The organism is Pandoraea morbifera, from assembly GCF_902459575.1.
Lineage (GTDB): Bacteria > Pseudomonadota > Gammaproteobacteria > Burkholderiales > Burkholderiaceae > Pandoraea > Pandoraea morbifera.
In genome coordinates this window covers 267,557-289,440 of record NZ_CABPSD010000006.1, presented here as the reverse complement: position 1 = coordinate 289,440, position 21,884 = coordinate 267,557, and the positions used below count along the sequence as shown (strand labels likewise).

The following is a 21,884-nucleotide window of genomic DNA, read 5'->3' as shown; positions in this document are numbered from 1 at the left end:
TGGCTCGAAGCGAGGTCGAAGCGGGGCCGAAGCGTTAGAATGACGTCCTGATCACTGCTTGGTCCCACCGCATAAATGAACGCGCCTCGCTCTGCTTCGCCCTCGCCGACGCTGGTCTCGCCGCCGCTCACGTCACGCCTGCCGAATGTCGGCACCACCATCTTCACCGTGATGTCGGCACTCGCCGCCGAGAAGCAGGCCGTGAATCTCGGCCAGGGCTTCCCCGACTTCTCCTGCGATCCGAAGATCGTCGACGCCGTCTCGCGCGCCATGCGCGAAGACCACAACCAGTACCCGCCGATGGCCGGCGTTCCGGCGCTGCGTCAGGCGATTGCGGACAAGATCGGCCAGCTTTACGGACAGGCGTACGACTGGAACACGGAAATCACGGTGACGGCCGGCGCCACGCAGGCCCTGCTCACGGCGATTCTTGCCACCGTGCATCCGGGCGACGAAGTGATCGTGTTCGAACCGACGTACGACAGCTATGTGCCTTCGATCGAGCTGGCCGGCGGCAAGCCGGTGTACATCACGCTCGAAGCGCCAGACTTCCGGATTCCGTTCGACAAGCTGGCTGCCGCGATCACGCCGCGCACGCGCCTCATTCTGTTCAACACACCACACAATCCGAGCGGCACGGTGTGGCATGAAAAGGATCTGGCGAAGCTTGCCGAGATCGTGGCCGGCACCGACATCTTGCTGATCTCGGACGAGGTCTATGAACACATGGTGTACGACGGCAAGCGCCACGAGAGCGTGGCGCGCCATCCGGAGCTCGCGCGCCGCAGCTTCATCGTCTCGAGCTTCGGCAAGACGTATCACGTGACGGGCTGGAAGGTCGGCTTCGTGGCTGCCCCGGCGGCGTTGTCGGCCGAGTTCCGCAAAGTGCATCAGTTCAACGTGTTCACCGTGAACACGCCGATGCAGGTCGGTCTCGCGGATTACATGCGCGACCCGACGCCGTATCTGTCGCTCCCGGCCTTTTATCAGCGCAAGCGCGACCTGTTCCGCGAAGGGCTCGCGGCCACGCGTTTCAAACTGCTGCCTTGCGAAGGTACCTACTTCCAATGCGTGGATTACAGCGCGATCAGCGACATGAGCGAGGCCGACTTCGCGCTGTGGCTGACGGGCGAGATCGGTGTGGCCGCCATTCCGGTGTCGGCGTTCTATCATTCACCGCACGAATCCGGCGTGGTGCGCTTCTGCTTCGCCAAGCAGGACGCCACGCTTCGCGAAGCGCTCGCGCGACTCGCGAAGATCTGAGCGGCACTCGGCATCGCGCCGACGCCGCTTAACCCTGCTTGACCCTGCTTGACCCTGCTTGACCCTGCTTGACCCTGCTTGACCCTGCTTGACCCTGCTTGACCCTGCTTGCCCCTGCTTGACTCCGCGAGACCTCCGTTCGCCGGCCGGTTGCCGACCGGCAGACGGAGTATCGACAGGCAGGCCGATCACCTTACTTCAACGCAGGGAAGTCCACGGTGGTGTCGTTCACGCGATTGAATACGTTCGTGAACGTGATGATCGCGATCGCCAGCGCAACGTCGACGACGGCCTCGTGACCAAAACCCGCCGCGCGAAATGCCTCGAACTCCTGTGGCGCAAGCGTTCCCCGGCTTTCCTGAAGCACGCGGACGAATCTGGCCAGGGCATCCCGGCGCGCATCGCCCGTGGGCGCCAATGACCGGATGGCTCGAACCCCGTCGGCCGGAATTCCGGAGGCCTTGGCGGCAAGGCTGTGTGCCGCCACGCAATAGTCGCAACCGGCCACGGCGCTCACCACCAGCTTGACGGTTTCGCGTTCCTGCGCCGACAGTGTTCCACGGGAGAGGACCGCATCGGCGGAAAGCATCGCCTGCAGCGCGGGCGTGTTCAGGGCGCCGATGGCGGCGTAGGCGTTCGGCACCATACCAACGGCCTTGCGGATCGCGGCGAAAACGTCGGCGGTGTTGCCCGAAGCGTCGGTGGCGGCGGGCGTCTGAATACGTGAAGTCATTACGGCGTTTCCTTTCGAGAAGGGCTTCGCCAGCGAACCCATCGCCTGGCGAAGACGTTGAAAATCGGTGGGGTCAACCATCCAACCCGGTCGTTGCGCTCAAGTGGGCGGACTTCGCGGCCTGGGGCCATGTCCCGCGTCGGGCGTTCAGGCCGAGGGCAATGGCTTCGGCAAGTGCCGCGACGATGCCGATGCCCCAGAGGGCGCCGGTCCCCAATACGAGTGCGCCCAGGGCGCTGCCAATCGAGAAGCCGAAGTACATGGTCGATGTATTGAGCGCCAGGGCGACGGTTGCCTGCCCCGGAGCGCCGGCGCCAATCAGGCGCGACATCTGAGCCGGAAAGAACGACCAGACAGTGAAGCCCCATGACGCGACAGCAACGAGTACCGGCAAAAGAGCAATACGCGCAGGCAGCCGGGACGCGACAGCCAGTGCCAGGAACGAAAGACCGAGCAGCACCAGCGAGGCACGCACCACGCGTTCGGCACCGAACCGGTCATTGAACACACCTCCGGTCATCACACCGGCGGCCGCCGCCAGCCCCCAAAGCGAGACCGTGGCGGTCACCGCATTCGGATCGAAGTCGAGAACGGCCGCCAGGTATTCGGCGATGTACGGATATACGGCAAACGCGCCGATGGCCCAGAAAAGGCTTACGGCCAGCAGGCGCTGAATGGCACGTTGGCGTGTCACCGACACGCGCTCGCGCAGGCTCGCCACCGCGACACCCTGCCCCGCCTCGCGTGCGATGCCCGCCGCGATTCCCACGATTGCCATGGCGCTCATCGCGCCGACCAGCCCGAACGTCGCCCGCCAACCGAAAGCGTGGCCGATCACACCGCCCAGCGGCAGTCCCAGCGCAATGGCCAGTGTCTGCCCTGCGCTGACGATGGCCAGGGCCCGGCCGCGCATCCCGGGGGCCACGATGACGCCGGCCAGCCCGTTGGCCGCCGGCACATAGAGGCCCGCGGCAACGGCCATCAGCACGCGAGCGCCGAGCAGTACGGCGAACGAAGACGACACCGCCGCGGCGGCATTGCCGATGGCAAAGAGCGACATGGCCAGCAGCAGCACCCGCTTGCGGGCCATCCGACCGGTGGCCACGGTGGCGATCGGTGAGGACAGCGCCAGCACCAACGTGAATACGACGACCAGCAACGCCACCTTCGGGACCGGCATGGCGAAATCGCGCGCCATGACCGGCAGCAATGGCGCGATCATGAAACCTTCCGTGCCGATGGCGAAGGTGCCAAGGGCCAGAAAGCCGGCGGGAAGCAGGTTGGCACGGGTATTCAGGGCAAGCGACGCGGCCATGGCGCGGGTCTCCGAGGGAAGCGGGCCCGCTCGGCAGCAGGCCCGGGTGATTGCGTGGTCGTGTCAGACCGGAATCGGGTTGGCGGCGATCTCGGCGTTGAAGCCGTCGACCAGGGCGTGCTCGCCCAGGCCGGGGTTGTCGCGCAACGCGCGAACCGCCTCGACAAAGACCTCCGGCGCATCGGTCGCCAGGCCCTTCATGGTCTCGGCGATGAAGGCGTCGAGCGGCATGGCACGCGGATCGCCGCTCTTCTTGATCAGGTCGGTGTCCACCCACGGCGGCGCGATTTCCTGCACGGACACGCTGGTGCCTTTGAGCATGAAGCGCTGTGACAGCGCGAAGGAATGGAGCGCCGCCTTCGAGGCCGAATACACGGCATTGGTGGCGATCGGCACGTACGCGAGGATCGATGTGTTGTGGATGATGGTGGCGCGCGGCTGTGCCTTGAGGTGTTCGACCAGCGCCGAGGTCAGGCGGATGGGGCCCAGCAGGTTGGTATCCAGAATGCGCCGCGAGACAGCGTCGTCGATCCGGCCGGACGCGTCGTCGAACGGCATGATGCCGGCGTTGTTGATGAGTACGTTCAGTGTCGGGTAGTCGCGGATCAGTTGCGCGGCCACGCGGTCGATGTCGGCTGCATCCGAGATGTCGAGCGCCACGCCGTCAATGCCCGGATGGGCGGCGGCGACTTCGTCGAGCAAGGCCTGACGGCGGCCGGCAATGATCACTTTATTGCCCAGCGCGTGGAACTGCTCTGCGAGCGCGCGGCCGATGCCGGAGGTGCCGCCCGTGATGAAAATCGTGTTGCCGGTCGTTTGCATGATTGTCTTCCTTGTCGTGCGCCGCACCGGCGCTGTTTGTCGATGGATGCACTATGCGCGTTCGGCGAAAAGTCTCAAATGACATATAACCGTCGATAACGGACATTGCCACCATCAGGCGACGCGAACACAAAAAAAGCCCGGCTGGGCAGCCGGGCCGACAAGAACGTTCGAAAGATCGCGAATGCCGCAGGAGAAGGACGGATTACAAGGAGGCGCGACGGTCCTTCCGGTTTCCCCGATCGAGGTGGAAAAGGACGTCACGCATCGGGCGGCGATGCAGGCGGGCGCACCGTTGACAGGTTGGCCTGAATGACGGCGTGACGGCCTATCCGGTCACGCCGCCTCGCCGCCTTCCATCAGCTTCAGGTGGCGTTTGAGGCTGGCGGGCGGTTGACCGTAGCTGCGCAAAAATGCGCGTCGCATGCGATCCCGATCGGCGAAACCGGTGTCGCGCGCAACGATGTCGAGGGGATGCCGGCCATTCTCGAGCATCGCGCGCGCCGCCTCCAGGCGCAACATCTCCACCGCCTTGGCGGGGGATTGCCCGGTTTCCTCCCGAAACACCCGGCTGAACTGACGCGGGGACAGACTGGCGGCGTCGGCCAGTTCCTCGACGGAGAGCGCGTTGCGCAGGTTCTCGCGCGCATACGCCAGGGCCCGTCGGACCCGATCCGAGCGTGGTTCCAGTTCCAGCATCGCCGAGAACTGGGATTGGCCGCCTGGCCGGCGGTGGTACACGACCAGCTTTCGCGCGATGGCGCGCGACAGCGCCGGGCCATGGTCGTCTTCGAGCAGGGCCAGCGTGAGGTCGATGGCCGAGGACATGCCGGCCGACGTCCAGATGTTGCCATCGCGGATGAAGATGCGGTCCTCGTCAACGCGCACTTTTGGAAAGCGCGCCTGCAGCGTGCGCGCATGTGCCCAGTGCGTGGTGGCTGCGCGGCCGTCGAGCAGGCCCGCCTGGGCCAGGACGAAGGCGCCGGTGCACACCCCCGCTACCCGGCGTGCCTCGTCACCGGCTCGGGCGACGTAATCGTTCAGCCCGGGCGAGACTTCCTGGGGCAGCAGTTCCCCTGCCACCATGAGCGTATCGGGCATGACCCCGATGGGCACCGTTTCGATCCCCGCGTTCATCGACGAGCGGATCGTACCGCCGCGCTCGGACAATATCGTCAGACGATAGCCCTGCGCGCCCAATTCGGCGTTGGCGAGTTCGAAGGCCGTCAACGCGGCCAGCCCCATGAGTTGAAAGCCATCTTCGAGAATCAGGCCCACCTGTCGCATCGCTTTCCCTTCCTGAAATGCCGGATCAGCCCCATCCTGCCACCGAAGTGCTCGGCTGTGTGGCGCGTTGGCCGCCAATGGCTGGAAATGCCGCCCTCGTGTCAGCAATCTGCGCAGCCGACGCATGAACCGATGGCGGCCCGTGTCCTTTGGCGACCCACGCCCCGACGACGTTACTTCGCCGCCTTCTCCTTCTGCGCTTGCTGATATGCCTTCTGCTCCGCGCGCATGCGCTGGAACGACTCACGCTCGGCCATCAGCTTGGCATAGGCCTTCCAGTCGATGCCGGCGGTCTGCAGGAAGTCTTCGCCGTACACCGCTTGCGTCGCCATGCCGAGAATCGGCAAATGGATGGCCGCGGCGATGTCCGCCATCGTGAAGGTGTCGCCCGCCACGTAGGGTGCGAACTTCGCCAGGCGCTTGAAGGCCGCGATATTGCGGCGCAGCAGCTTTTCCGTGCGCGAGCGCGTGCCTTCCGACACCGTGCCGCCGAAGAACGCCTGCGTGTACACGTCGCGCACGACCAACTCCAGATGCAGTTCCAGCATCGTGAGCAGTTCGCGCTCCTTGGCCTGCCGCCACGGATCGGCCGAGAACAAGGCAGGCGACGGATGCGTCGCGTCCAGGTAATCGCAGATCACCTGCGATTCCGCCAGATAGCCATGCTCGGTTTGCAGATACGGCACCTTGCCAAGCGGCGAGCATTGCAGCAGCGGCTCTTCCTGGCTCGGAATGGACTCCGATTCCTCGAAGGGCACGCCCTTCTCGTACAACACAACCTTGACCTTGTTGTAGTAGTTGCTGATAGGAAATCCGTACAGCTTCAACATGATGTCTCCCATGCGGCACTGCTGGCGCCTTCGGCTTCGAGGCGCCAGGCGGGGTGCGCGATGTTCATGATGCGTCACAGATGCGCTGTCGCCCTCAGGGCGACGGCTCGTTAGCGGCCGGACGCGACCGGCGGCAAACCGAAGTGTACCGGCATCACGGGTCCATTCGCGAAGCACTGGCGTGACGACGTGTCCCGAAATCCGGCGGCAGCGGCCCTAAAGCCGATGGCGTGCCCATTGCGCGGGCCGACCGCGCAGCGGAACAAGCGCTGGCAGCGTGCGCCAGATCAGCGACAATAGCGGCAACGCATCAGGCGCATCGGTTTGCATTAGTCGCGAACTCGGCAGGAAATTCATTTCCCGACCGACCGGTCGGACGATAGAATGACGAGTCACGTTCGCGTGGCGTCCCCCACGACGTCCTTGCGATGCCGTTCCAGCGGCGCGACCGTACCTGCATGACGATTTCGATCGACGACAATCGACACCAACCTCGAGACACTCCGAATGACTGCATCCTCCGCATCCCCCTCCTCCGGCACGACCATCGACGTATTGGGCATCGTCGGCGCAGGCGCCATGGGCCGGGGCATCGCCCAGATCGCCGCGCAGGCCGGACTGCGCGTCAAGCTCTACGACACCAACGCGAAGGCCGTGCAGGCCGCGCTGGACGCGCTGCGTGACACGCTCGACAAGCTTGCCGCGAAGGGCAAGATCGAGGCGTCGAGTGTCGAGGCGACGATGGGGCGTTTGCAGGCCTGCGGCGCGCTAGAGGATCTGGCCGACTGCCAGCTCGTGGTCGAAGCCATCATCGAGAAGCTCGAGATCAAGCGCGATCTGTTTCGCTCGCTCGAAGGCATCGTGGCGCCCGATGCGATCCTCGCATCGAACACGTCGTCGCTCTCGATCACGGCCATTGCCGCGGCCTGCGAGCGCCCGGAGCGCGTGGCCGGCTACCACTTCTTCAATCCGGTCCCGCTCATGAAGGTCGTCGAGGTCATCGACGGGCTGCGCACCGCGCCCGAGGTCGGCGACGCCCTGCTCGCGCTGGGTCGTCGAATGGGCCACACCGCCGTACGCTGCAAGGACATGCCGGGCTTCATCGTCAATCACGCCGGTAGAGGCATGAACACCGAAGGCCTGCGCGTGGCCAGCGAGGGCATTGCGAGCTTCGCGGACATCGACCGTATCCTGCGCGAGCAGGCCGGCTTCCGTCTCGGCACGTTCGAGCTGCTCGACCTCACGGCGCTCGACGTTTCGCACCCGGTGATGGAATCGATCTATCACCAGTTCTATGAAGAAGCCCGCTTCCGCCCGTCCCCGATCACGGCGGTGCGTTTCGCCGGTGGCCTGCTCGGACGCAAGGTCGGTGAAGGTTTCTACCGCTATGTCGACGGCAAACAGCAGGTGCCGCCCGAGGCCAGCGCACCGAAAACACTGCCGGCGAGCGTGTGGGTAAGCCGTGCCGATTCGCGCGGCTTCGCGGCCGTGGTGGAGTTGCTAGGTGCCACGGGCGTGACCATCGAAGCCGGTGACAAGCCGTCGGACTCGGCGTTGATCGTCGTCACCCCTCTCGGCCTCGATGCGACGACATGCGCGGTCGAACAGGGCCTCGACGCCACGCGCACCGTAGCTGTCGACACGCTGCTGCCGCTCGCGGGCGCCAAGCGTCACACGCTGATGACCACGCCCGTGACCACGGTCGACGCGCGCGACGCGGCACACGCACTGTTCGCGCATGATGGCACGCCGGTGACCGTGATTCGCGACTCGGCCGGATTCGTCGCCCAACGGGTGATCGCCACGATCGTCAACATCGGTGCGGACATCGCACAGCAGCGCATTGCCTCGCCGGGCGATATCGACCGGGCGGTGACGCTGGGTCTGGGCTACGCCAAGGGACCGCTCGCGCTGGGCGACGCCGTGGGCGCGCGCCAGTTGCTCACGGTGCTGCGCAATCTGCAATCGTTCTACGGCGACCCGCGCTATCGTCCGTCGCCGTGGCTCACGCGCCGCGCGCAACTCGGCGTGTCGCTGCTCACCGAAGAACAGTGATCCGGAGATTCGCCCCATGAGCGCCGAACTGCTTGCCGAACGCATCGACCATACGCTGGTGCTGACGCTGTCCAACCCCGGAGCGCGCAACGCGCTGCATCCGGACATGTACGCCGCGGGCGTCGAGGCGCTGGCCACGGCCGAGCGCGATTCGTCGATCCGTGCGGTGGTGATCACCGGTGCCGACAACTTCTTCTGCGCCGGTGGCAATCTCAACCGTCTGCTCGAGAACCGGCAGAAAGACCCGTCCGTGCAGGCCGCGAGCATCGACGCGCTGGCCGAGTGGATCGAAGCACTGCGCGCCTGTCCGAAGCCGGTCATCGCCGCCGTCGAAGGCGCCGCCGCGGGCGCGGGCTTCTCACTCGCCCTTGCCTGCGATCTGCTCGTGGCGGCCGACAACGCCAAGTTCGTGATGGCGTATGTCAAGGTCGGCCTCACCCCCGACGGCGGTGGCTCGTGGTTTCTCTCGCAAGCCCTGCCGCGGGCGCTGGCCACCGAGATCCTGCTCGAGGGCAAGCCGGTGGCTGCGTCGCGTCTGGCGGCCGCGGGTGTGGTCAACCGCGTGGTCGCGCCGGGTCAGGCACGCGCCGAAGCCCTGAACTGGGCTACCGATCTCGCGCAGCTCTCGCCGAACGCCGTAGGCCGTATCAAGTCGCTCATCGAGAGCGGTGCCAGCGATTCCCTCACCTCGCAACTCGGGGCCGAGCGCGACAACTTCGTCGCATCCCTGCACCATGCAGACGGTCTGGAAGGCATCAGTGCCTTCCTCGAGAAACGTCCGGCAAAATACACCTGATCGCGCGAACGACGACGGCGCGGGCGGCACGGGCGCCCCGTGCTCCCCCGCCGTCGTCCCACGCGCGTCCGCCACCCCGGGGTGGCGGACACCGGTATATCCCCATACCCCGTTCAGGAGATTGACCGCATGAGCGCTCTCGGCCACCCCGGCACCGCCGCCGGCCCGCTGACTTTCACTCCGCCCGCGCGTCGCCGCATCTATCTGATGCGCCACGGCGACGTGACCTATTTCGACGACAGCGGCAAGCCCGTCGACGCCGACACCGTCCCCCTGAACGCCCTTGGCCGTGAGCAGGCAAGCGCCGCCGGCCGAGCGTTCGCCGCCGAGAATATCCGTTTCGACCGCGTGATCGTGAGCGGCCTGCCGCGCACGCGCGAGACCGCCGAGCGCGTGCTGGCCGAGACGGGGCAGCGGATCGATATCGAGACGTGGACCTGCTGGCAGGAAATTCGCGCGGGCAGTCTTGCCGACGTGCCGCCGGCCGAGTTGGCGCAGGCGTTCCTGAGTGCCTTCGACGGCCTGGTACCGGAAGAGACCCGCTTCATGAACGGCGAGTCGGTGAGAGAGCTGCTCGATCGCGTGGTGCCGCCCCTGGCGGAGTTGCGTGCCGACCCATCGTGGGACACCGTGCTGCTGGTGCTGCACGGCGGCGTGAACCGTGCGATTCTCTCGCATGCGATGCATCCGGACGGACGGCTATTCCTGGGGCAGCTCGCCCAGACGCCCGCATGCATCAACGCCCTCGACGTGGGCGACAAGCCACAGGACTGGGTGGTACGGTTGATGAACTTCGCGCCGCCGCAGCCGCTGCATCGCGACAACCGGCTCACCGTCATGGAGAAGATCTTCGCGTCGTTCCTGCGCACACGCCGGCGGGACTGAGCGCGGCCGAACGCGGCGCATCTCGCCGGGTAGTCGTCGAGTTACCGAATCGTAGCAATCGTCCCGATCCACGTTGCACCGGAAATGCAGGAGACAGCATGGCCGAGGAGCTTCCACAGGACTTTTCCGCATTCGCGGGCGAGCGCGCCCTGGGTTCGCGCGCGCCTTTCGACGCCGCCGCGCTGGAGCGCTGGCTCGTTGCGAACGTCGACGGCTTCGCCGGGCCGCTCGCCATCACGCAATTCAATGGCGGCCAATCGAATCCCACCTACCGCCTGAGTACCCCCGGCGCGGCGTACGTGCTGCGCACCAAGCCCGCGCCGGCGGCCAGACTGCTGCCGTCCGCGCACGCCATCGAGCGCGAGTATCGCGTGATGGATGCGCTCGCCGGCACCGATGTGCCGGTAGCGCGCATGCGCGGTCTGTGCGAGGACGAAGGCGTGATCGGTCTCGCGTTCTACGTGATGGACTTCGTCGAGGGGCGTGTCCTGTGGGATCCGGCCCTGCCCGGCATGACGGCGCCCGAACGCGGCGCCATCTACGACGAAATGAACCGGGTGATCTCGGCGCTGCACCGCGTGGACTACCGGGCGATCGGCCTCGAATCGTACGGCAAGCCCGGCGACTATATCGCCCGCCAGATTGCGCGATGGAGCAAGCAATACCGCGCGTCGGAGACCGGGACCATCGACGCCATGGATCGCCTGATCGCGTGGCTGCCCGAGCATTTGCCCACCGACTCGCCCGAGCGCACCACCATCGTGCACGGCGACTTCCGGCTGGACAATCTCATCTTCCATCCCAGCGAGCCGCGCGTGCTTGCCGTGCTCGACTGGGAACTCTCGACGCTGGGCGACCCGCTCGCCGACTTCAGCTACCACTGCATGGCCTGGCATGTCAGTCCGGGCGTGTTTCGCGGCATTGCCGGTCTGGATCGGGAGACGCTGGGCATTCCCGACGAAGCCGACTATGTGGCGCGTTACAGCGAGCGCACGGGGATCGCGCGACCGTCGCAATGGAACTTCTACCTCGCCTACAACATGTTCCGCATCGCGGCGATCCTGCAAGGCATCATGAAGCGCGTGAGCGACGGTACCGCCGCGAGTCAACAAGCGCTGGACGCCGGCCGACGCGCCCGCCCGATGGCCGAACTCGCCTGGCAGTACGCCCAGCGCAGCGATGCGCAACGTGCGTAAGGGCGCACCGCGGCTTCACACGCTTCGTGCCCGCTCGATGCCCGCACCGACCCTGATTTACAAAGACTTCGCATGCCCTTCGCACCCATAGTCCGCCACTGACCGGAGACGTCATGGATTTCAGCTACAGCCCCAAAGTCGACGCGTTGCGCGCGCGTCTGAGCGCGTTCTTCGATGAACACATCTTTCCGAACGAGCGCCGCTATCTCGAGGAAATCGACATCGCGCGGCGTCAGGGCGACGCCTGGCAACCGTCGCAGGTCATCGAACGCCTCAAGCCGCTGGCACAGACGGCGGGCCTCTGGAATCTCTTCCTGCCCGACTCCGCGCGCGGCGCCGGCCTCACGAACGTCGAATACGCGCCACTGTGCGAGATCATGGGACAGGTGCCGTGGGCGCCCGAGGTGTTCAATTGCAATGCGCCCGACACCGGCAACATGGAAACGCTGGAGCGCTACGCCACGGACGCCCAGAAGGCGCAATGGCTGGAGCCGCTGCTGCGCGGCGAGATCCGGTCGGCGTTTCTCATGACCGAGCCGGACGTGGCGTCGTCCGACGCCACCAATGTGCAATGCCGGATTCGGCGCGACGGCGACGACTATGTCATCAACGGTCGCAAGTGGTGGTCGACCGGTGCGGGCGATCCGCGCTGCGCGCTGTATATCGTGATGGGCAAGACCGACCCGGACGCGCCGAAGCACGCACAGCAGTCGATGATTCTGGTGCCGGCGGACGCGAAGGGCGTCTCGCGCGTGCGACCGCTCACCGTGTTCGGTTACGACGACGCGCCGCACGGGCATATGGAAATCGTGCTCGACGACGTTCGCGTCCCGGCCAGCAGCATCCTGCTCGGCGAGGGCCGCGGCTTCGAGATTGCGCAAGGCCGCCTCGGGCCCGGACGCATCCACCATTGCATGCGACTCATCGGCCTGGCCGAGCGCGCCTTGTCCCTCATGTGCCAACGCACGCTCTCCCGGGTGGCGTTCGGCAAGCCGATCGCCGCGCAGGGCGTCACACGCGAGCGCATTGCCGAGGCGCGCTGCCTGATCGAGCAGGCGCGTCTGCTCACGCTCAAGGCGGCGTACATGATGGATACCGTGGGCAACAAGGCGGCGCGCGCCGAAATCGCCATGATCAAGGTCGTGGCGCCCAACATGGCGTGTCAGGTGCTCGACTGGGCGATGCAGGCGCACGGAGCGGCTGGCCTGTCGGGTGATTTTCCGCTCGCGTACGCCTACGCGAGCGCACGCACGCTGCGCTTCGCCGATGGCCCCGACGAGGTGCATCGCAACGCCATCGCCAAACTGGAACTGGCACGCCACATGACGGCCGACGGCAACGCTTCGGCGGGCGATGCGCGAGGCTGACCCCGCGCCCGGCAGAAAAAAACGTTCTGTGGTGTAATTTCCGGGCAGTTTTCCCGAGGGTGCCTGATGCGCGCCCTCGTCCTGTTTCGTCATCCGTGTCGTCACGTGCCGGGCGCCTGGCGGGATCGTCGCAGCGCCGGACGGGGAGACCGTCGTCCGCCCGCGCGGCGACACCCCAGACGGCCCAACGAGGAGTCGCAATTGATTCAGGTCTATTCCTGGGCCACGCCGAATGGCCACAAGGTCCACATCATGCTCGAGGAGTGCGGCTTGCCGTACCACGCCCATGCCGTCGATATCGGAGCGGGCGACCAGTTCAAGGACGAATTTCTCGCCATCTCCCCGAACAACAAGATCCCGGCCATCGTCGACGAGGACGGTCCCGACGGCAAGCCGATCTCCCTCTTCGAATCCGGGGCCATCCTGCTCTATCTGGCGGGCAAGACCGGACGATTCCTTCCCGAGGACGTACGCGGCAAGTACGAGACGCTGGAATGGCTGATGTTCCAGATGGGCGGCGTGGGGCCGATGCTCGGCCAGGCGCACCATTTCCGCATCTACGCCCCGGAGAAGATCGACTACGCGATCAAGCGCTACACGAACGAGGCGCGCCGGCTTTATGGGGTGCTCGACAAGCGTCTGGGGCAACACCCCTATGTGGCGGGCGACATGTACACCATCGCGGACATCGCGATCTGGCCGTGGCTGCGCTCCTGGAAAAATCAGGGCGTGGAGTTGTCCGATTATCCCAATGTGCAGAAATGGTTCGAGGCGATCGAAGCGCGCCCGGCCGTGCAGCGCGGTGTGAAAGTGCTCGCCGACGCCCGTAAGCCGCTGCAGGACGACAAGGCCCGTGAAATCCTGTTCGGTGCCACGCAGTACGCGCGACGATAAGCGTCGCGTGGACCGACGAACGGACGATGATTGGCCTGCCGCGAGGCGAAGCGCTGCCGGCGGCAGGCCGACGATCCGCCCGAGATCCGCTTGATATCCGCCGGAGATCCGCCTGGGCTCCGTCGGCCAGGGGCGGCGGATCGCCGGACGATCCGCGACCGGCACGTCGGCGGCGATTGGCCGCCGCAGCGCTGCGGCGCGTGGCAGGGTTTACACTTCGAAACAAAGTGCGGTTTCGCCCGGGCGCGCGCGGTGCTAATCTAGGCGCTGTCCACACGGTGCGTACGCCTTACGGACAAGGGTGAAGCCGGCGAGCCGGTTCCCATCGCTTCGGGCTGGCGCGATTTGCATGCGTCGGCCGCGTCCGGCGCTGGCCGTGCGCCGCCGTCCCCCAGTCGTTCGCAGTTCCTCGCCGCTGGCTTTTGGAAGATCCGGGAGATCCACATATGTCAGGCAAGTTCGAACTCAAGCGCAGCCCCAACGGGGAATTCCACTTTCATCTGCTGGCCGACAGCGGGCAGATCATTCTCTCCTCCGAGACCTACAAGGCGCGCGCGTCGGCGCAAAACGGCATCGAGTCCGTGCGCAAGAACGCCGTCGACGACCACCGGTTCGAGCGCAAGACGTCGACGTCCGGCCGACCGTATTTCGTGCTCAAGGCCCGCAACGGCGAGATCATCGGCCAGAGCCAGATGTTCTCGACCGCCGAGCAGATGGAGGACGGCATCTCGCAAGTCAAACGCGATGCCCCTGCGGCGTCGGTGAGCGATCTGTCGCACACCTGATCCGTAGCGGTATTGCGGCACCGGCAACTGCACCGCGCTTAGCAGGACGTCGTCAGCCAAAAAAACGACGCCACTTGCCTCGTCGGAACTCGCCTCGCGTCGAAATGCAAGCCGGTGCATGTCCAGTTGAATCCCAGAATGTTTGCATGCCGTGGGTCTCGCCTCGGCGCCGGTGACTGATGGCGAATCCCTGCGACTGGCCGGAATTTTCCATGAAGACGACAGGCGTTTAGTCCGGCGCACGCGGCACCCAGCACCTGTCGCAGCCCGTTGTTGTATGCCCTGTCCGAGTGAGAGTCGATGCGCACTTCGAAAGGGGTCACATCGGTCGCTTCGCGTCGCGATGCGATAGTCATGGGCACCTCCCGATTGTCGACTCGATGCCGTTGCATGGCATGAGTGCGCAAACACGGCGAACAACTGTCAACGTTGACAGTTACCCGATACGTCGCGTCCCCGCGAAGGTCTAGCGGACTTGCCCGGATCGGTGTACCGGCAGTCGTCGCCGGAAGGCAAGCGATATCTGGTAGTCCCGCCCGGGCAGGCGCCGCCAACATGGCGCGAACCCAGCCCGTGCCCCGTCGCCGGTTCACGAGCGTCCGATCCCTCTCGCCGGAACCGATATCGCATGCCTCGTCTGAACGCATACCCATCAGTCGTGCCGATTTCGGTGCCAACCGACCGTCGCGCCGATCTTGTCGCCTGCGGATCATCGACCGTGGCCGCCGGCCCGCTCGATGCGCCCAACGGGGCCGACGTCCTCCAGTCGCTCTACACGACGACGCCGCACACCGAAGTGCTGCGCTGGAGATCGGCACTGGAAGACGTCTACGGGAGGTACGCCGGCATTCGCACCAGCCTGCCTCTGTTGCTCAGCGATACGCCCTTGGGCGACATCACGCGCTTTCTCGACGGCGATATCAACCGACTCGCCGACGCGCTCAACACGTTCCCCGAGCTGTCTCGCGGCATTGCGGCGTCATGGGAAGGGGCGTTGGCAACGCGCCGTCCTTACGAGACGCTGGAAGAGATCGCGAGACGAGTGACTTCGCAGCGCAATCTTCGCAGCATTCAGCGCGCGTTCGAGCGAGCGGCGGCGCGCGAGATCGCCACGCAGGCGCAAGACTTCGATGCGCCCGGCGACCGTTGGGTCCATCGCGTGCGCGATGCCTTCCGCTGGTTCATCCTCGCCGGCAGCGGCCACGATCCCCGCTGCGACGGGAGCGCCCCCGCCCAATGGGCATGCACCCTCGCGCAAGACATGAGCGCCGGGCCTCCCGTGCTTCACTTCGAACGGCACGGCGCGGTGGGTGCACTCACCGGATTGCTTTACGCCTACGCCGGCGTGACGCAGATCGCGCGGGAGATCGGTCGTGCCGAACCGCTTCACGTGCTTCAGTCGCGACAATTCGCGCAGGACCTTCGCTTCGCCGAAGCGTTTGCAATGGAGCAACAAGGGTGGCATGCCGGCAGTGCCGGTCCTCGTCCACACGCCAGGTACGCGTGCTCGGCGAGCGCCACGGCCTCCGCGCTCGACGCGCAGTCCCCCCTGTCGGCGACCTCCACCGGCGCATTGTCCTTGCGCGAGGTCATCGGCAATGCCGTGGACGCGTGCCTGGCGTCGCTCGTGAGTGCCGCCAATCAGATCGGGCAAGTGGCACTCGCCCACGATCCCCTGCGGTTCCCTGCCGCTGACGCGATCGCGCCCGCCTCGCCACCTGTTCCCGAACCGAGTTGGCCCGACGAGGCCGTCGCGCATCGGATACGGCATGCCCCACATCACCCATCATCGGTCAGGCACGGCGCAAAAAGCGCCCCCTGGGAACCATCGGAGGCCGTACAACGCCTCACCGCGCTCGCAGACATCCAGACCGAGCGCGACGAAATGCGCACGCGGATCTCGGACACCCTCGCGCCCATGCTGAACCTGCGGAAGTTGCTCCATGAGGAACTGGCACAACACCTCGCACCCGACACGACATCATTCGACCCCGATGCGCTGTATCTGAACCGGTTCCGATATTTCACGCGGCCGGCGCACCTGAATCTGCCCCCGGGCGCATTCGCACGCCGGGGACTGCTCGACTCGATCACGCTGTCAGAAGCCGCCTCCCGGTTCTTTGCGGGACGCGACAAGGTGCGGGACACAACGCTGGAGTACGGCATCTACGCACACAATGTCACCGGGCATCCGTATGCCTTGCCGTCCGACGAATTCCCCGGTCTGTCCGTCGACGGCTTCGTCGCGGCCATCGGCGCGAGCCGGACGCGCTGGAACGCGAACCTCAAGGCAATGGCAACGTCAAGCATCGATACCGCGGGCCTGACCTCGATATACGAATGTGCGCTGAACGCGCTCGAACAGGAGGCGGTGCTCGCTTACAACGCCGGACGGCTCTCCATCGACGGGCTTGCCCTCGCGCAGATCGTCGCGTACGCGCCCAGCTCGGCGCGTCGCGCAGCGTCGTTCGACAGCGCCCTGAGCCACGTCAAGGGATACGGCGTCGCGATCGAGTTTCCCGGGCAGGACACGCCCGTGCACCCGGCCGGCATGTTTGCAATCGCGGAGAGTCCATCGACGCTCACAAGGCATCGGCAACGCGTACTCATGGTCGTTCCTGGCAGCGACTGGCCGCTCAGGGAGTATGCGTCCATGGACAGCCTGCTTGCCGACCTGGCGCGCGGCAACACTTCGCGTCTTTACCGCGAGCTCGTGCGGCGCCTGCCCCTGGACGTGCAGAACGTCGCCGCGGAAAACTCGCCCGGGCGCATTACGTTGCAAACGTGGCAGGAAGATCTTCTACAGATGTCCGTGCAAACCAGCGTTGACGTGATCCGTCGCGACGAGGCCCGCAGTGAGCCGCATCGGCTCGACGATCGTCGCAGTGAGGAATGGATATCGTGGCTGTCGGGCGCCGCGACCGGCACCGATGCCACACCGGCCGGCGACACGTCCCCCGTCGAGACCGGATTTCCGCACAGATTCCCTCCCGACGCGCTGAAACGCAGCGATCGTCTGACGGTCGACCTCACAACGATGCGGCAAGTGCGCCAGCTCGGTCAGTTGCGCCTGGAACTGTCGACGGCCCTGCCCGATATCGAGGCGGGTGCAGGGCAATACATGGCTGACCTCGTCGATCGCCTGGCGGGTGTGGCGATCGATGCGTCCCTCGTCTATCTGCATATCTATCGCAGCGGCATGTCGGCATCGGGTCAGCCAGCCACGGCCACGCACCGACGATTGCAATGCCTCGAGACCTCTTCCCTTCAGCAACTGATGACCGGTCTGGCGAACGGCAGCCGGCAAGCGACGCTGCCCGCCCGCACCGTGGCGATTTTCTCCATGGACGAGCATCCCGTCGGGGCAAAATCGATGGTCATCGGGCAACTAACACCTGCCGCGCTGCTCGCGGCCATCGACGTGAACGCCTTCGTAAACCAGCAATGCGATCTGTTCGATACATTCTGGTCGCAGCGCTCGCACGACGTATATCGATCGCTAAAAGGCGCGTTCATCATCGAATCGTTCGTGCAAGCGCGGGACGGCCGTTTGCCCACGCCGGCGGCGCACATCGCGCAACGGGTGTCCGGCCTCAGCCAGTCGCACACACTGGATCTCGGTGGCATCGACACGCCGGTCACCTCACCCGCGGGTATCCAAACGGGTTGGCTACGCGTTGGCACGGCTGTCTCAGATATCCAGGTCTTCGCCGACGCACACTCCGGCTGGCGGCTCGTCTATGCGCCGAACCTGCTGCCCGGCACGATAGCGGCCTTCGAGACGAGCGCTCAGCTCCGCGACTGGCTGCTCGGGCAGATTCGTATCCCAGACAGCCGCGAACGGCTCGCCAGTGCGTTTACGCTTGCCGATCGGCGCAACGCGCGCGACACGGGCATCTTCGCCATCACTACGCCCGACGCCCATGTCCCGCCAGGTGGACTCGCAATATCCGTCGCCCCATTCCGTCTCGACCCATTCGAGGCCTACTGGCACACACTCCGGGCGAGGGCCGAGACCGAAAACCGATCTGGCTCGCCGCGTGAAGCCGAGGGGCGTCTGGCCAGCCTCCTGCACTGGCTGGCCGCCACCAATTTCGTTACCGGCATGGGCACGTTCATGCGCACCCCATTGCCCGGCATGACACAAATGCATCTGGCCGTTTCGATGGGGAATTTTTTCATTGGCGCCACTTCGCTCGCCTTCGAGGATCCGAGGACTCGCAATGCCGCCGTCAATTCACTGGCTATCGGCGCGTGCGGCATTCCCGTTGGGTGGTACTACGCAGCCAACGCCGCCTTGCGCAGCCGCTTGCAGCGCTTCGTGACGGCCACGCCCCTGCGACGCCTGCACAGGCTCATGCCGAACCTCTATCGCGGCGAGCACGGCATGGTGCTGCGCTCCGGGGACAAGTACTTCGACGTCGAATACTCCGCTCGGGAGCGAACATGGAAGATGGTCGACGTCAAAAGCCCAGGGACGCCCGGCTCCCAGGTTCGGCAGAACGAACACTTCGAGTGGTACCTCGACGACACGCCAACCGTCTCGCCGGCCGCCCATGCAGCGCCGGAAACTGTCTTTCACGAGGCCGTGAATCGCAACTTCCTGGATATCGGTTACCGTTCGAAACTCACCGCACAACGCCAATCGGCATCGCTGGAGCATCGAACCGCCTTTGCCGCCGGACGCCGTGAGGCGCAACAAAGTCCGCTATTGCCGTCGGACACGGCCACGCCGGCGGAACTCCTCAAACTGGACTTCGTCGACCCGTCGCTGACCGATCCGAGGCTGCTTGGTATTCTCTCGCGCAGGATCGAGGAGGCAGAACGGGCCGAAGCGACACTGCGCGCGGCGATGAGCTCACGCATCGTTGCCAGCGAGGTCCGCGCGGCCGGCGGTCAGTTCACGGCACTGCCACAATCCGCCTACGTCAACACCAACGGCGACGGTCACACGGGATTCTGTCTACCGCTGGTGCGTCTGATGGCCGTGGCACGGCACACGGGACGGGAAGCCGAATTGATCGCCAAGCTCGAACGCGCCGTGCTCGCACCCGAGTCGAACGAAGCGCTCGAATTGCGGCAGCAGTTGGCGAAGCTGCACTCCAACGAGGCTGCCAGTGCGGCGGAAACGAACCTCGGGCTGCGCGACATCGGCTCGCTGAGCGATGCCATCCGCAGCGGTCCGGCACATGCCGCCTATATCGTGAGCACGCGCTCGCATTCCCTGTCCGTGATGGTGCAGCCGGGCAACGCCGCCTTCTACGATCCCAATTTCGGATTGGCGGAGTTTTCGCACACGGCGGATGCCGTTGCCGCCTTTGTCGCCCATCTTCAGCGACACGACCTGGCCCGCCTGTATCGGGCGTTCGATGGCGGCGGCGTCTGGCAATTCTCCCTCAGGCGCGCCCATCTCAAGGCGCTCGGCGAGGTCGACGTCGGCGGCAAGACGGTGATGGAGACCGTGCGTGCCGCGCCCGGGTGAGAGACGCTGGCGCTCAGGCGCCGCGCTTGCGGTACAGGCCCGTGCCGCGAAACCGGCAGACTTCCTCACCGTGCTGGTTGGTGGCGGTCCATAACTGGCGCACGATGCCCCGGTCCGGCCGGCTCTTCGATTCGCGCACTTCCAGCGTGCTGCTCGTCACGCTGAGGGTGTCGCCCGGGCGCACCGGCTTGAGCCATTCGATCTGCTCGACCCCCGGCGAGCCCATGCTCGACGAGCGCGACAGCAGCTTGTCGACGTTGAGCCGCATCATGATCCCGCAAGTGTGCCATCCGCTGGCCACAAGGCCCCCGAAGTGCGATTGCGCTCCGGCCGCTTCGTCGATGTGGAAGGGCTGCGGATCGAACTGCTGGGCGAAGCGCACGATCTCCTCGGCCGTGAATGTGTATTCCCCGAGATCGAAAGTGTCGCCCACGGAAAAGTCTTCGAAGTAATACTCAAGCGCTGTCATTCCATCCTCCTGCTTCTCGTGTCTGCAACGATGCACGGGGCGTGGGGTGCAAGGCTCCGTGCGCAACGAATCCTCCTGGACACTGATCTCGATACCGATACGAGACAGCCAAGCGACTATTGCAGCGTTTCCTTCACACTGTCGGGCAAAGGCAACGCCATGATGTCGATGCCTTCCTCGGCAAGCGCTTGCGCCTCTTCACGCGAGGCAGTGCCGCGAATGTTGCGCTCCGGGGCTTCCTGATAATGGATCTTGCGCGCCTCTTCGGCGAAATGACTGCCGACGTCCTCGGTGTTCGCGATCACATGGCGCACTGCCTTCATCCAGAGGGTCTGCAACGCGCGATGCGCCTCCACCGCGACCGGCGGCCGCGAGTCGCCCGCCGGGACCGGCTCGGTACGCGACGTGGCGCCAGACAGGTTCAATCGTGGCGCCGACGGCATGCGTGCCACCGCCGTATCGCCACAGACCGGACACGTGACGAGCCCGCGCGCCTGTTGCGAAAGATAGTCGTCCTCCGAGCCGAACCAGCCCTCGAAGGTGTGCTCGTGGGCACAACGCAGATCGAAAACCTTCATGATGCAATGCATGTCCTCCCGCTCGCGTCGTGCGGGCGCTCGCGGGTGCGGGATCGAAAAATGACCGGAAATCAGCGCAGCGGCGAACGCTCGTTCGGCTGCCAGACTCCAGATAATATCTTTTCCAGCCAGAACGCGCCGATGATCGTTTTGACGTCCGTGATGCGACCGTCGCGCACCCATTGCAGCAATTCGGTGGCGGGCATCCTGAACACGTCCAGGAACTCGCCTTCGTCGAGTTTTTGCTCGCCATGCGACAAATCGCGCGCCAGCCAGATATCAATGAACTCGGTCGAATAGGAGATCACCGGATGGATGCGCGTGAGGTAATCCCAGCGTCCCGCCCGGTACCCAGTCTCCTCGAGCAGCTCGCGCTGGCCGCAGGCCAGCCCGCCTTCGGCGTCGTCGAGCTTGCCCGCCGGCAGCTCCGTCATCACGCGCTCGAGCGGATAGCGATACTGGCGCTCCATGAGCACCTGCCCGTCGTCGAACAGCGGAATCACCATGACCGCGCCCGGGTGCGTCGTATATTCGCGCACCGCCTGCTTGCCATCCGGCAAACGCACCGTATCGCGCTTGATGGTCAGAAACGCGCCCTCGTACACCGTATCTGTCGCGAGACGCGACTCGATCAGATGCTGGTCGTCGACTAGACGTTGGGTCATATGCCCTCCACGGCAAAAAATTGGCGATTCCAAAAGCAAAACGCCGCCCCATGGGCGGCGTCTTGCGAAGCAGACATCTCAGGCGGCAGCCGCCGGTCGATGACGCCACAAATACCGGTAGACGAAGCCCGGAAACGCGAACACGACGAACAGACTCGCCGTCACGGCGTAAAACTCCCATCCCTGCGTGAACACATTGCCGATGCCGGCCTCGATCAGGTAGCCCAGCGCCCCCACTACGAAGTACGCCACCACCATCTCGATCAGACGCCACCACAATGGCTTGACCCGACGCCGTAGCGCGATCACGCCAAACAGGCGCTGGTTCACGAACGGCAGGTTCGCCCCCAGCAAGGCCAGCAGAATCACGAGCGTACCCCCTGCCGACATGCCCATCGCTGTTGTCTCCGTCAGTCCGTTCTTTCGTTCGTTCATTCTTTCGACGGGCGGCGACGCGGTCGA

General features: G+C 65.4%; 18 protein-coding genes. 9 read left to right on the top strand and 9 right to left on the bottom strand.

Annotated features, from left to right (window positions below; all coding sequences use genetic code 11):
• Positions 1–75 precede the first annotated feature (75 nt).
• On the top strand, positions 76–1,263 hold the full coding sequence (locus PMO31116_RS12855) for a pyridoxal phosphate-dependent aminotransferase (protein WP_150567049.1): 1,188 nt from the start codon (positions 76–78) through the stop codon (positions 1,261–1,263).
• Between the two features lie 193 nt (positions 1,264–1,456).
• On the opposite strand, the gene PMO31116_RS12850 is transcribed toward PMO31116_RS12855, so the two are convergent.
• The 5 genes from PMO31116_RS12850 to PMO31116_RS12830 all read right to left on the bottom strand — a co-directional run bounded on the left by PMO31116_RS12850 (position 1,457) and on the right by PMO31116_RS12830 (position 6,250).
• Positions 1,457–1,996 carry a carboxymuconolactone decarboxylase family protein gene (locus tag PMO31116_RS12850; RefSeq protein WP_150567048.1) on the bottom strand — a complete coding sequence of 180 codons (540 nt, stop codon included), beginning with the start codon at positions 1,994–1,996 and terminating at the stop codon, positions 1,457–1,459.
• 73 nt (positions 1,997–2,069) lie between these two features.
• A complete protein-coding gene (locus PMO31116_RS12845) occupies positions 2,070–3,311 on the bottom strand; it encodes an MFS transporter (protein ID WP_150567047.1) in 1,242 nt (413 codons plus the stop codon).
• A gap of 63 nt (positions 3,312–3,374) precedes the next feature.
• Positions 3,375–4,133 carry an SDR family oxidoreductase gene (locus PMO31116_RS12840; RefSeq protein ID WP_150567046.1) on the bottom strand — a complete coding sequence of 253 codons (759 nt, stop codon included), beginning with the start codon at positions 4,131–4,133 and terminating at the stop codon, positions 3,375–3,377.
• A gap of 336 nt (positions 4,134–4,469) precedes the next feature.
• Positions 4,470–5,420, bottom strand: a complete 951-nt coding sequence (locus tag PMO31116_RS12835; RefSeq protein ID WP_150567045.1) for a GlxA family transcriptional regulator — start codon at positions 5,418–5,420, stop codon at positions 4,470–4,472.
• 173 nt (positions 5,421–5,593) lie between these two features.
• Complete coding sequence (locus tag PMO31116_RS12830) at positions 5,594–6,250, bottom strand: glutathione S-transferase family protein (RefSeq protein WP_150567044.1); 657 nt, start codon at positions 6,248–6,250, stop codon at positions 5,594–5,596.
• Between the two features lie 507 nt (positions 6,251–6,757).
• Between PMO31116_RS12830 and PMO31116_RS12825 the strand changes: the two genes are divergently transcribed.
• The 8 genes from PMO31116_RS12825 to PMO31116_RS12790 all read left to right on the top strand — a co-directional run bounded on the left by PMO31116_RS12825 (position 6,758) and on the right by PMO31116_RS12790 (position 19,710).
• Positions 6,758–8,305 (top strand): 3-hydroxyacyl-CoA dehydrogenase, encoded by a 1,548-nt coding sequence (locus PMO31116_RS12825; protein ID WP_150567043.1) that lies wholly within the window; start codon positions 6,758–6,760, stop codon positions 8,303–8,305.
• A 16-nt stretch (positions 8,306–8,321) separates the two neighbouring features.
• Positions 8,322–9,101 (top strand): oxepin-CoA hydrolase, alternative type, encoded by a 780-nt coding sequence (locus PMO31116_RS12820; RefSeq protein WP_023596626.1) that lies wholly within the window; start codon positions 8,322–8,324, stop codon positions 9,099–9,101.
• Positions 9,102–9,269: 168 nt separating this feature from the next.
• Positions 9,270–9,986 (top strand): histidine phosphatase family protein, encoded by a 717-nt coding sequence (locus tag PMO31116_RS12815; RefSeq protein ID WP_174971266.1) that lies wholly within the window; start codon positions 9,270–9,272, stop codon positions 9,984–9,986.
• Positions 9,987–10,084: 98 nt separating this feature from the next.
• Positions 10,085–11,182 (top strand): phosphotransferase, encoded by a 1,098-nt coding sequence (locus PMO31116_RS12810; protein WP_150567042.1) that lies wholly within the window; start codon positions 10,085–10,087, stop codon positions 11,180–11,182.
• Between the two features lie 113 nt (positions 11,183–11,295).
• Positions 11,296–12,549: an acyl-CoA dehydrogenase family protein gene (locus tag PMO31116_RS12805; protein ID WP_150567041.1), complete on the top strand. Its 1,254-nt coding sequence runs from the start codon at positions 11,296–11,298 to the stop codon at positions 12,547–12,549.
• 201 nt (positions 12,550–12,750) lie between these two features.
• On the top strand, positions 12,751–13,443 hold the full coding sequence (locus PMO31116_RS12800; protein ID WP_150567040.1) for a glutathione binding-like protein: 693 nt from the start codon (positions 12,751–12,753) through the stop codon (positions 13,441–13,443).
• A gap of 446 nt (positions 13,444–13,889) precedes the next feature.
• The gene (locus PMO31116_RS12795; RefSeq protein ID WP_150567039.1) at positions 13,890–14,228 is read left to right on the top strand and encodes a YegP family protein; all 339 of its coding nucleotides are present in this window, start codon (positions 13,890–13,892) and stop codon (positions 14,226–14,228) included.
• A 628-nt stretch (positions 14,229–14,856) separates the two neighbouring features.
• Positions 14,857–19,710 (top strand): dermonecrotic toxin domain-containing protein, encoded by a 4,854-nt coding sequence (locus PMO31116_RS12790; protein ID WP_150567038.1) that lies wholly within the window; start codon positions 14,857–14,859, stop codon positions 19,708–19,710.
• A 13-nt stretch (positions 19,711–19,723) separates the two neighbouring features.
• Here PMO31116_RS12790 and PMO31116_RS12785 read toward each other — a convergent pair whose 3' ends face one another.
• The 4 genes from PMO31116_RS12785 to PMO31116_RS12770 form a co-directional block, all read right to left on the bottom strand.
• Complete coding sequence (locus PMO31116_RS12785) at positions 19,724–20,179, bottom strand: MaoC family dehydratase (protein WP_150567037.1); 456 nt, start codon at positions 20,177–20,179, stop codon at positions 19,724–19,726.
• A 116-nt stretch (positions 20,180–20,295) separates the two neighbouring features.
• The gene (locus PMO31116_RS12780; protein ID WP_150567036.1) at positions 20,296–20,757 is read right to left on the bottom strand and encodes a DUF1178 family protein; all 462 of its coding nucleotides are present in this window, start codon (positions 20,755–20,757) and stop codon (positions 20,296–20,298) included.
• Between the two features lie 71 nt (positions 20,758–20,828).
• Positions 20,829–21,422 carry an NUDIX domain-containing protein gene (locus PMO31116_RS12775; RefSeq protein ID WP_150567035.1) on the bottom strand — a complete coding sequence of 198 codons (594 nt, stop codon included), beginning with the start codon at positions 21,420–21,422 and terminating at the stop codon, positions 20,829–20,831.
• Between the two features lie 78 nt (positions 21,423–21,500).
• Positions 21,501–21,812 carry a DUF2818 family protein gene (locus PMO31116_RS12770; RefSeq protein ID WP_150567083.1) on the bottom strand — a complete coding sequence of 104 codons (312 nt, stop codon included), beginning with the start codon at positions 21,810–21,812 and terminating at the stop codon, positions 21,501–21,503.
• Between the last annotated feature and the right edge of the window lie 72 nt (positions 21,813–21,884).

Bases quoted from the DNA above. Each gene is read 5' to 3' on its own strand.
- PMO31116_RS12855 (WP_150567049.1), top strand. From the start codon at position 76: ATGAACGCGCCTCGCTCTGCTTCGCCCTCGCCGACGCTGGTCTCGCCG.
- PMO31116_RS12850 (WP_150567048.1), bottom strand. From the start codon at position 1,996: ATGACTTCACGTATTCAGACGCCCGCCGCCACCGACGCTTCGGGCAAC.
- PMO31116_RS12845 (WP_150567047.1), bottom strand. From the start codon at position 3,311: ATGGCCGCGTCGCTTGCCCTGAATACCCGTGCCAACCTGCTTCCCGCC.
- PMO31116_RS12840 (WP_150567046.1), bottom strand. From the start codon at position 4,133: ATGCAAACGACCGGCAACACGATTTTCATCACGGGCGGCACCTCCGGC.
- PMO31116_RS12835 (WP_150567045.1), bottom strand. From the start codon at position 5,420: ATGCGACAGGTGGGCCTGATTCTCGAAGATGGCTTTCAACTCATGGGG.
- PMO31116_RS12830 (WP_150567044.1), bottom strand. From the start codon at position 6,250: ATGTTGAAGCTGTACGGATTTCCTATCAGCAACTACTACAACAAGGTC.
- PMO31116_RS12825 (WP_150567043.1), top strand. From the start codon at position 6,758: ATGACTGCATCCTCCGCATCCCCCTCCTCCGGCACGACCATCGACGTA.
- PMO31116_RS12820 (WP_023596626.1), top strand. From the start codon at position 8,322: ATGAGCGCCGAACTGCTTGCCGAACGCATCGACCATACGCTGGTGCTG.
- PMO31116_RS12810 (WP_150567042.1), top strand. From the start codon at position 10,085: ATGGCCGAGGAGCTTCCACAGGACTTTTCCGCATTCGCGGGCGAGCGC.
- PMO31116_RS12805 (WP_150567041.1), top strand. From the start codon at position 11,296: ATGGATTTCAGCTACAGCCCCAAAGTCGACGCGTTGCGCGCGCGTCTG.
- PMO31116_RS12795 (WP_150567039.1), top strand. From the start codon at position 13,890: ATGTCAGGCAAGTTCGAACTCAAGCGCAGCCCCAACGGGGAATTCCAC.
- PMO31116_RS12790 (WP_150567038.1), top strand. From the start codon at position 14,857: ATGCCTCGTCTGAACGCATACCCATCAGTCGTGCCGATTTCGGTGCCA.
- PMO31116_RS12785 (WP_150567037.1), bottom strand. From the start codon at position 20,179: ATGACAGCGCTTGAGTATTACTTCGAAGACTTTTCCGTGGGCGACACT.
- PMO31116_RS12780 (WP_150567036.1), bottom strand. From the start codon at position 20,757: ATGAAGGTTTTCGATCTGCGTTGTGCCCACGAGCACACCTTCGAGGGC.
- PMO31116_RS12775 (WP_150567035.1), bottom strand. From the start codon at position 21,422: ATGACCCAACGTCTAGTCGACGACCAGCATCTGATCGAGTCGCGTCTC.
- PMO31116_RS12770 (WP_150567083.1), bottom strand. From the start codon at position 21,812: ATGTCGGCAGGGGGTACGCTCGTGATTCTGCTGGCCTTGCTGGGGGCG.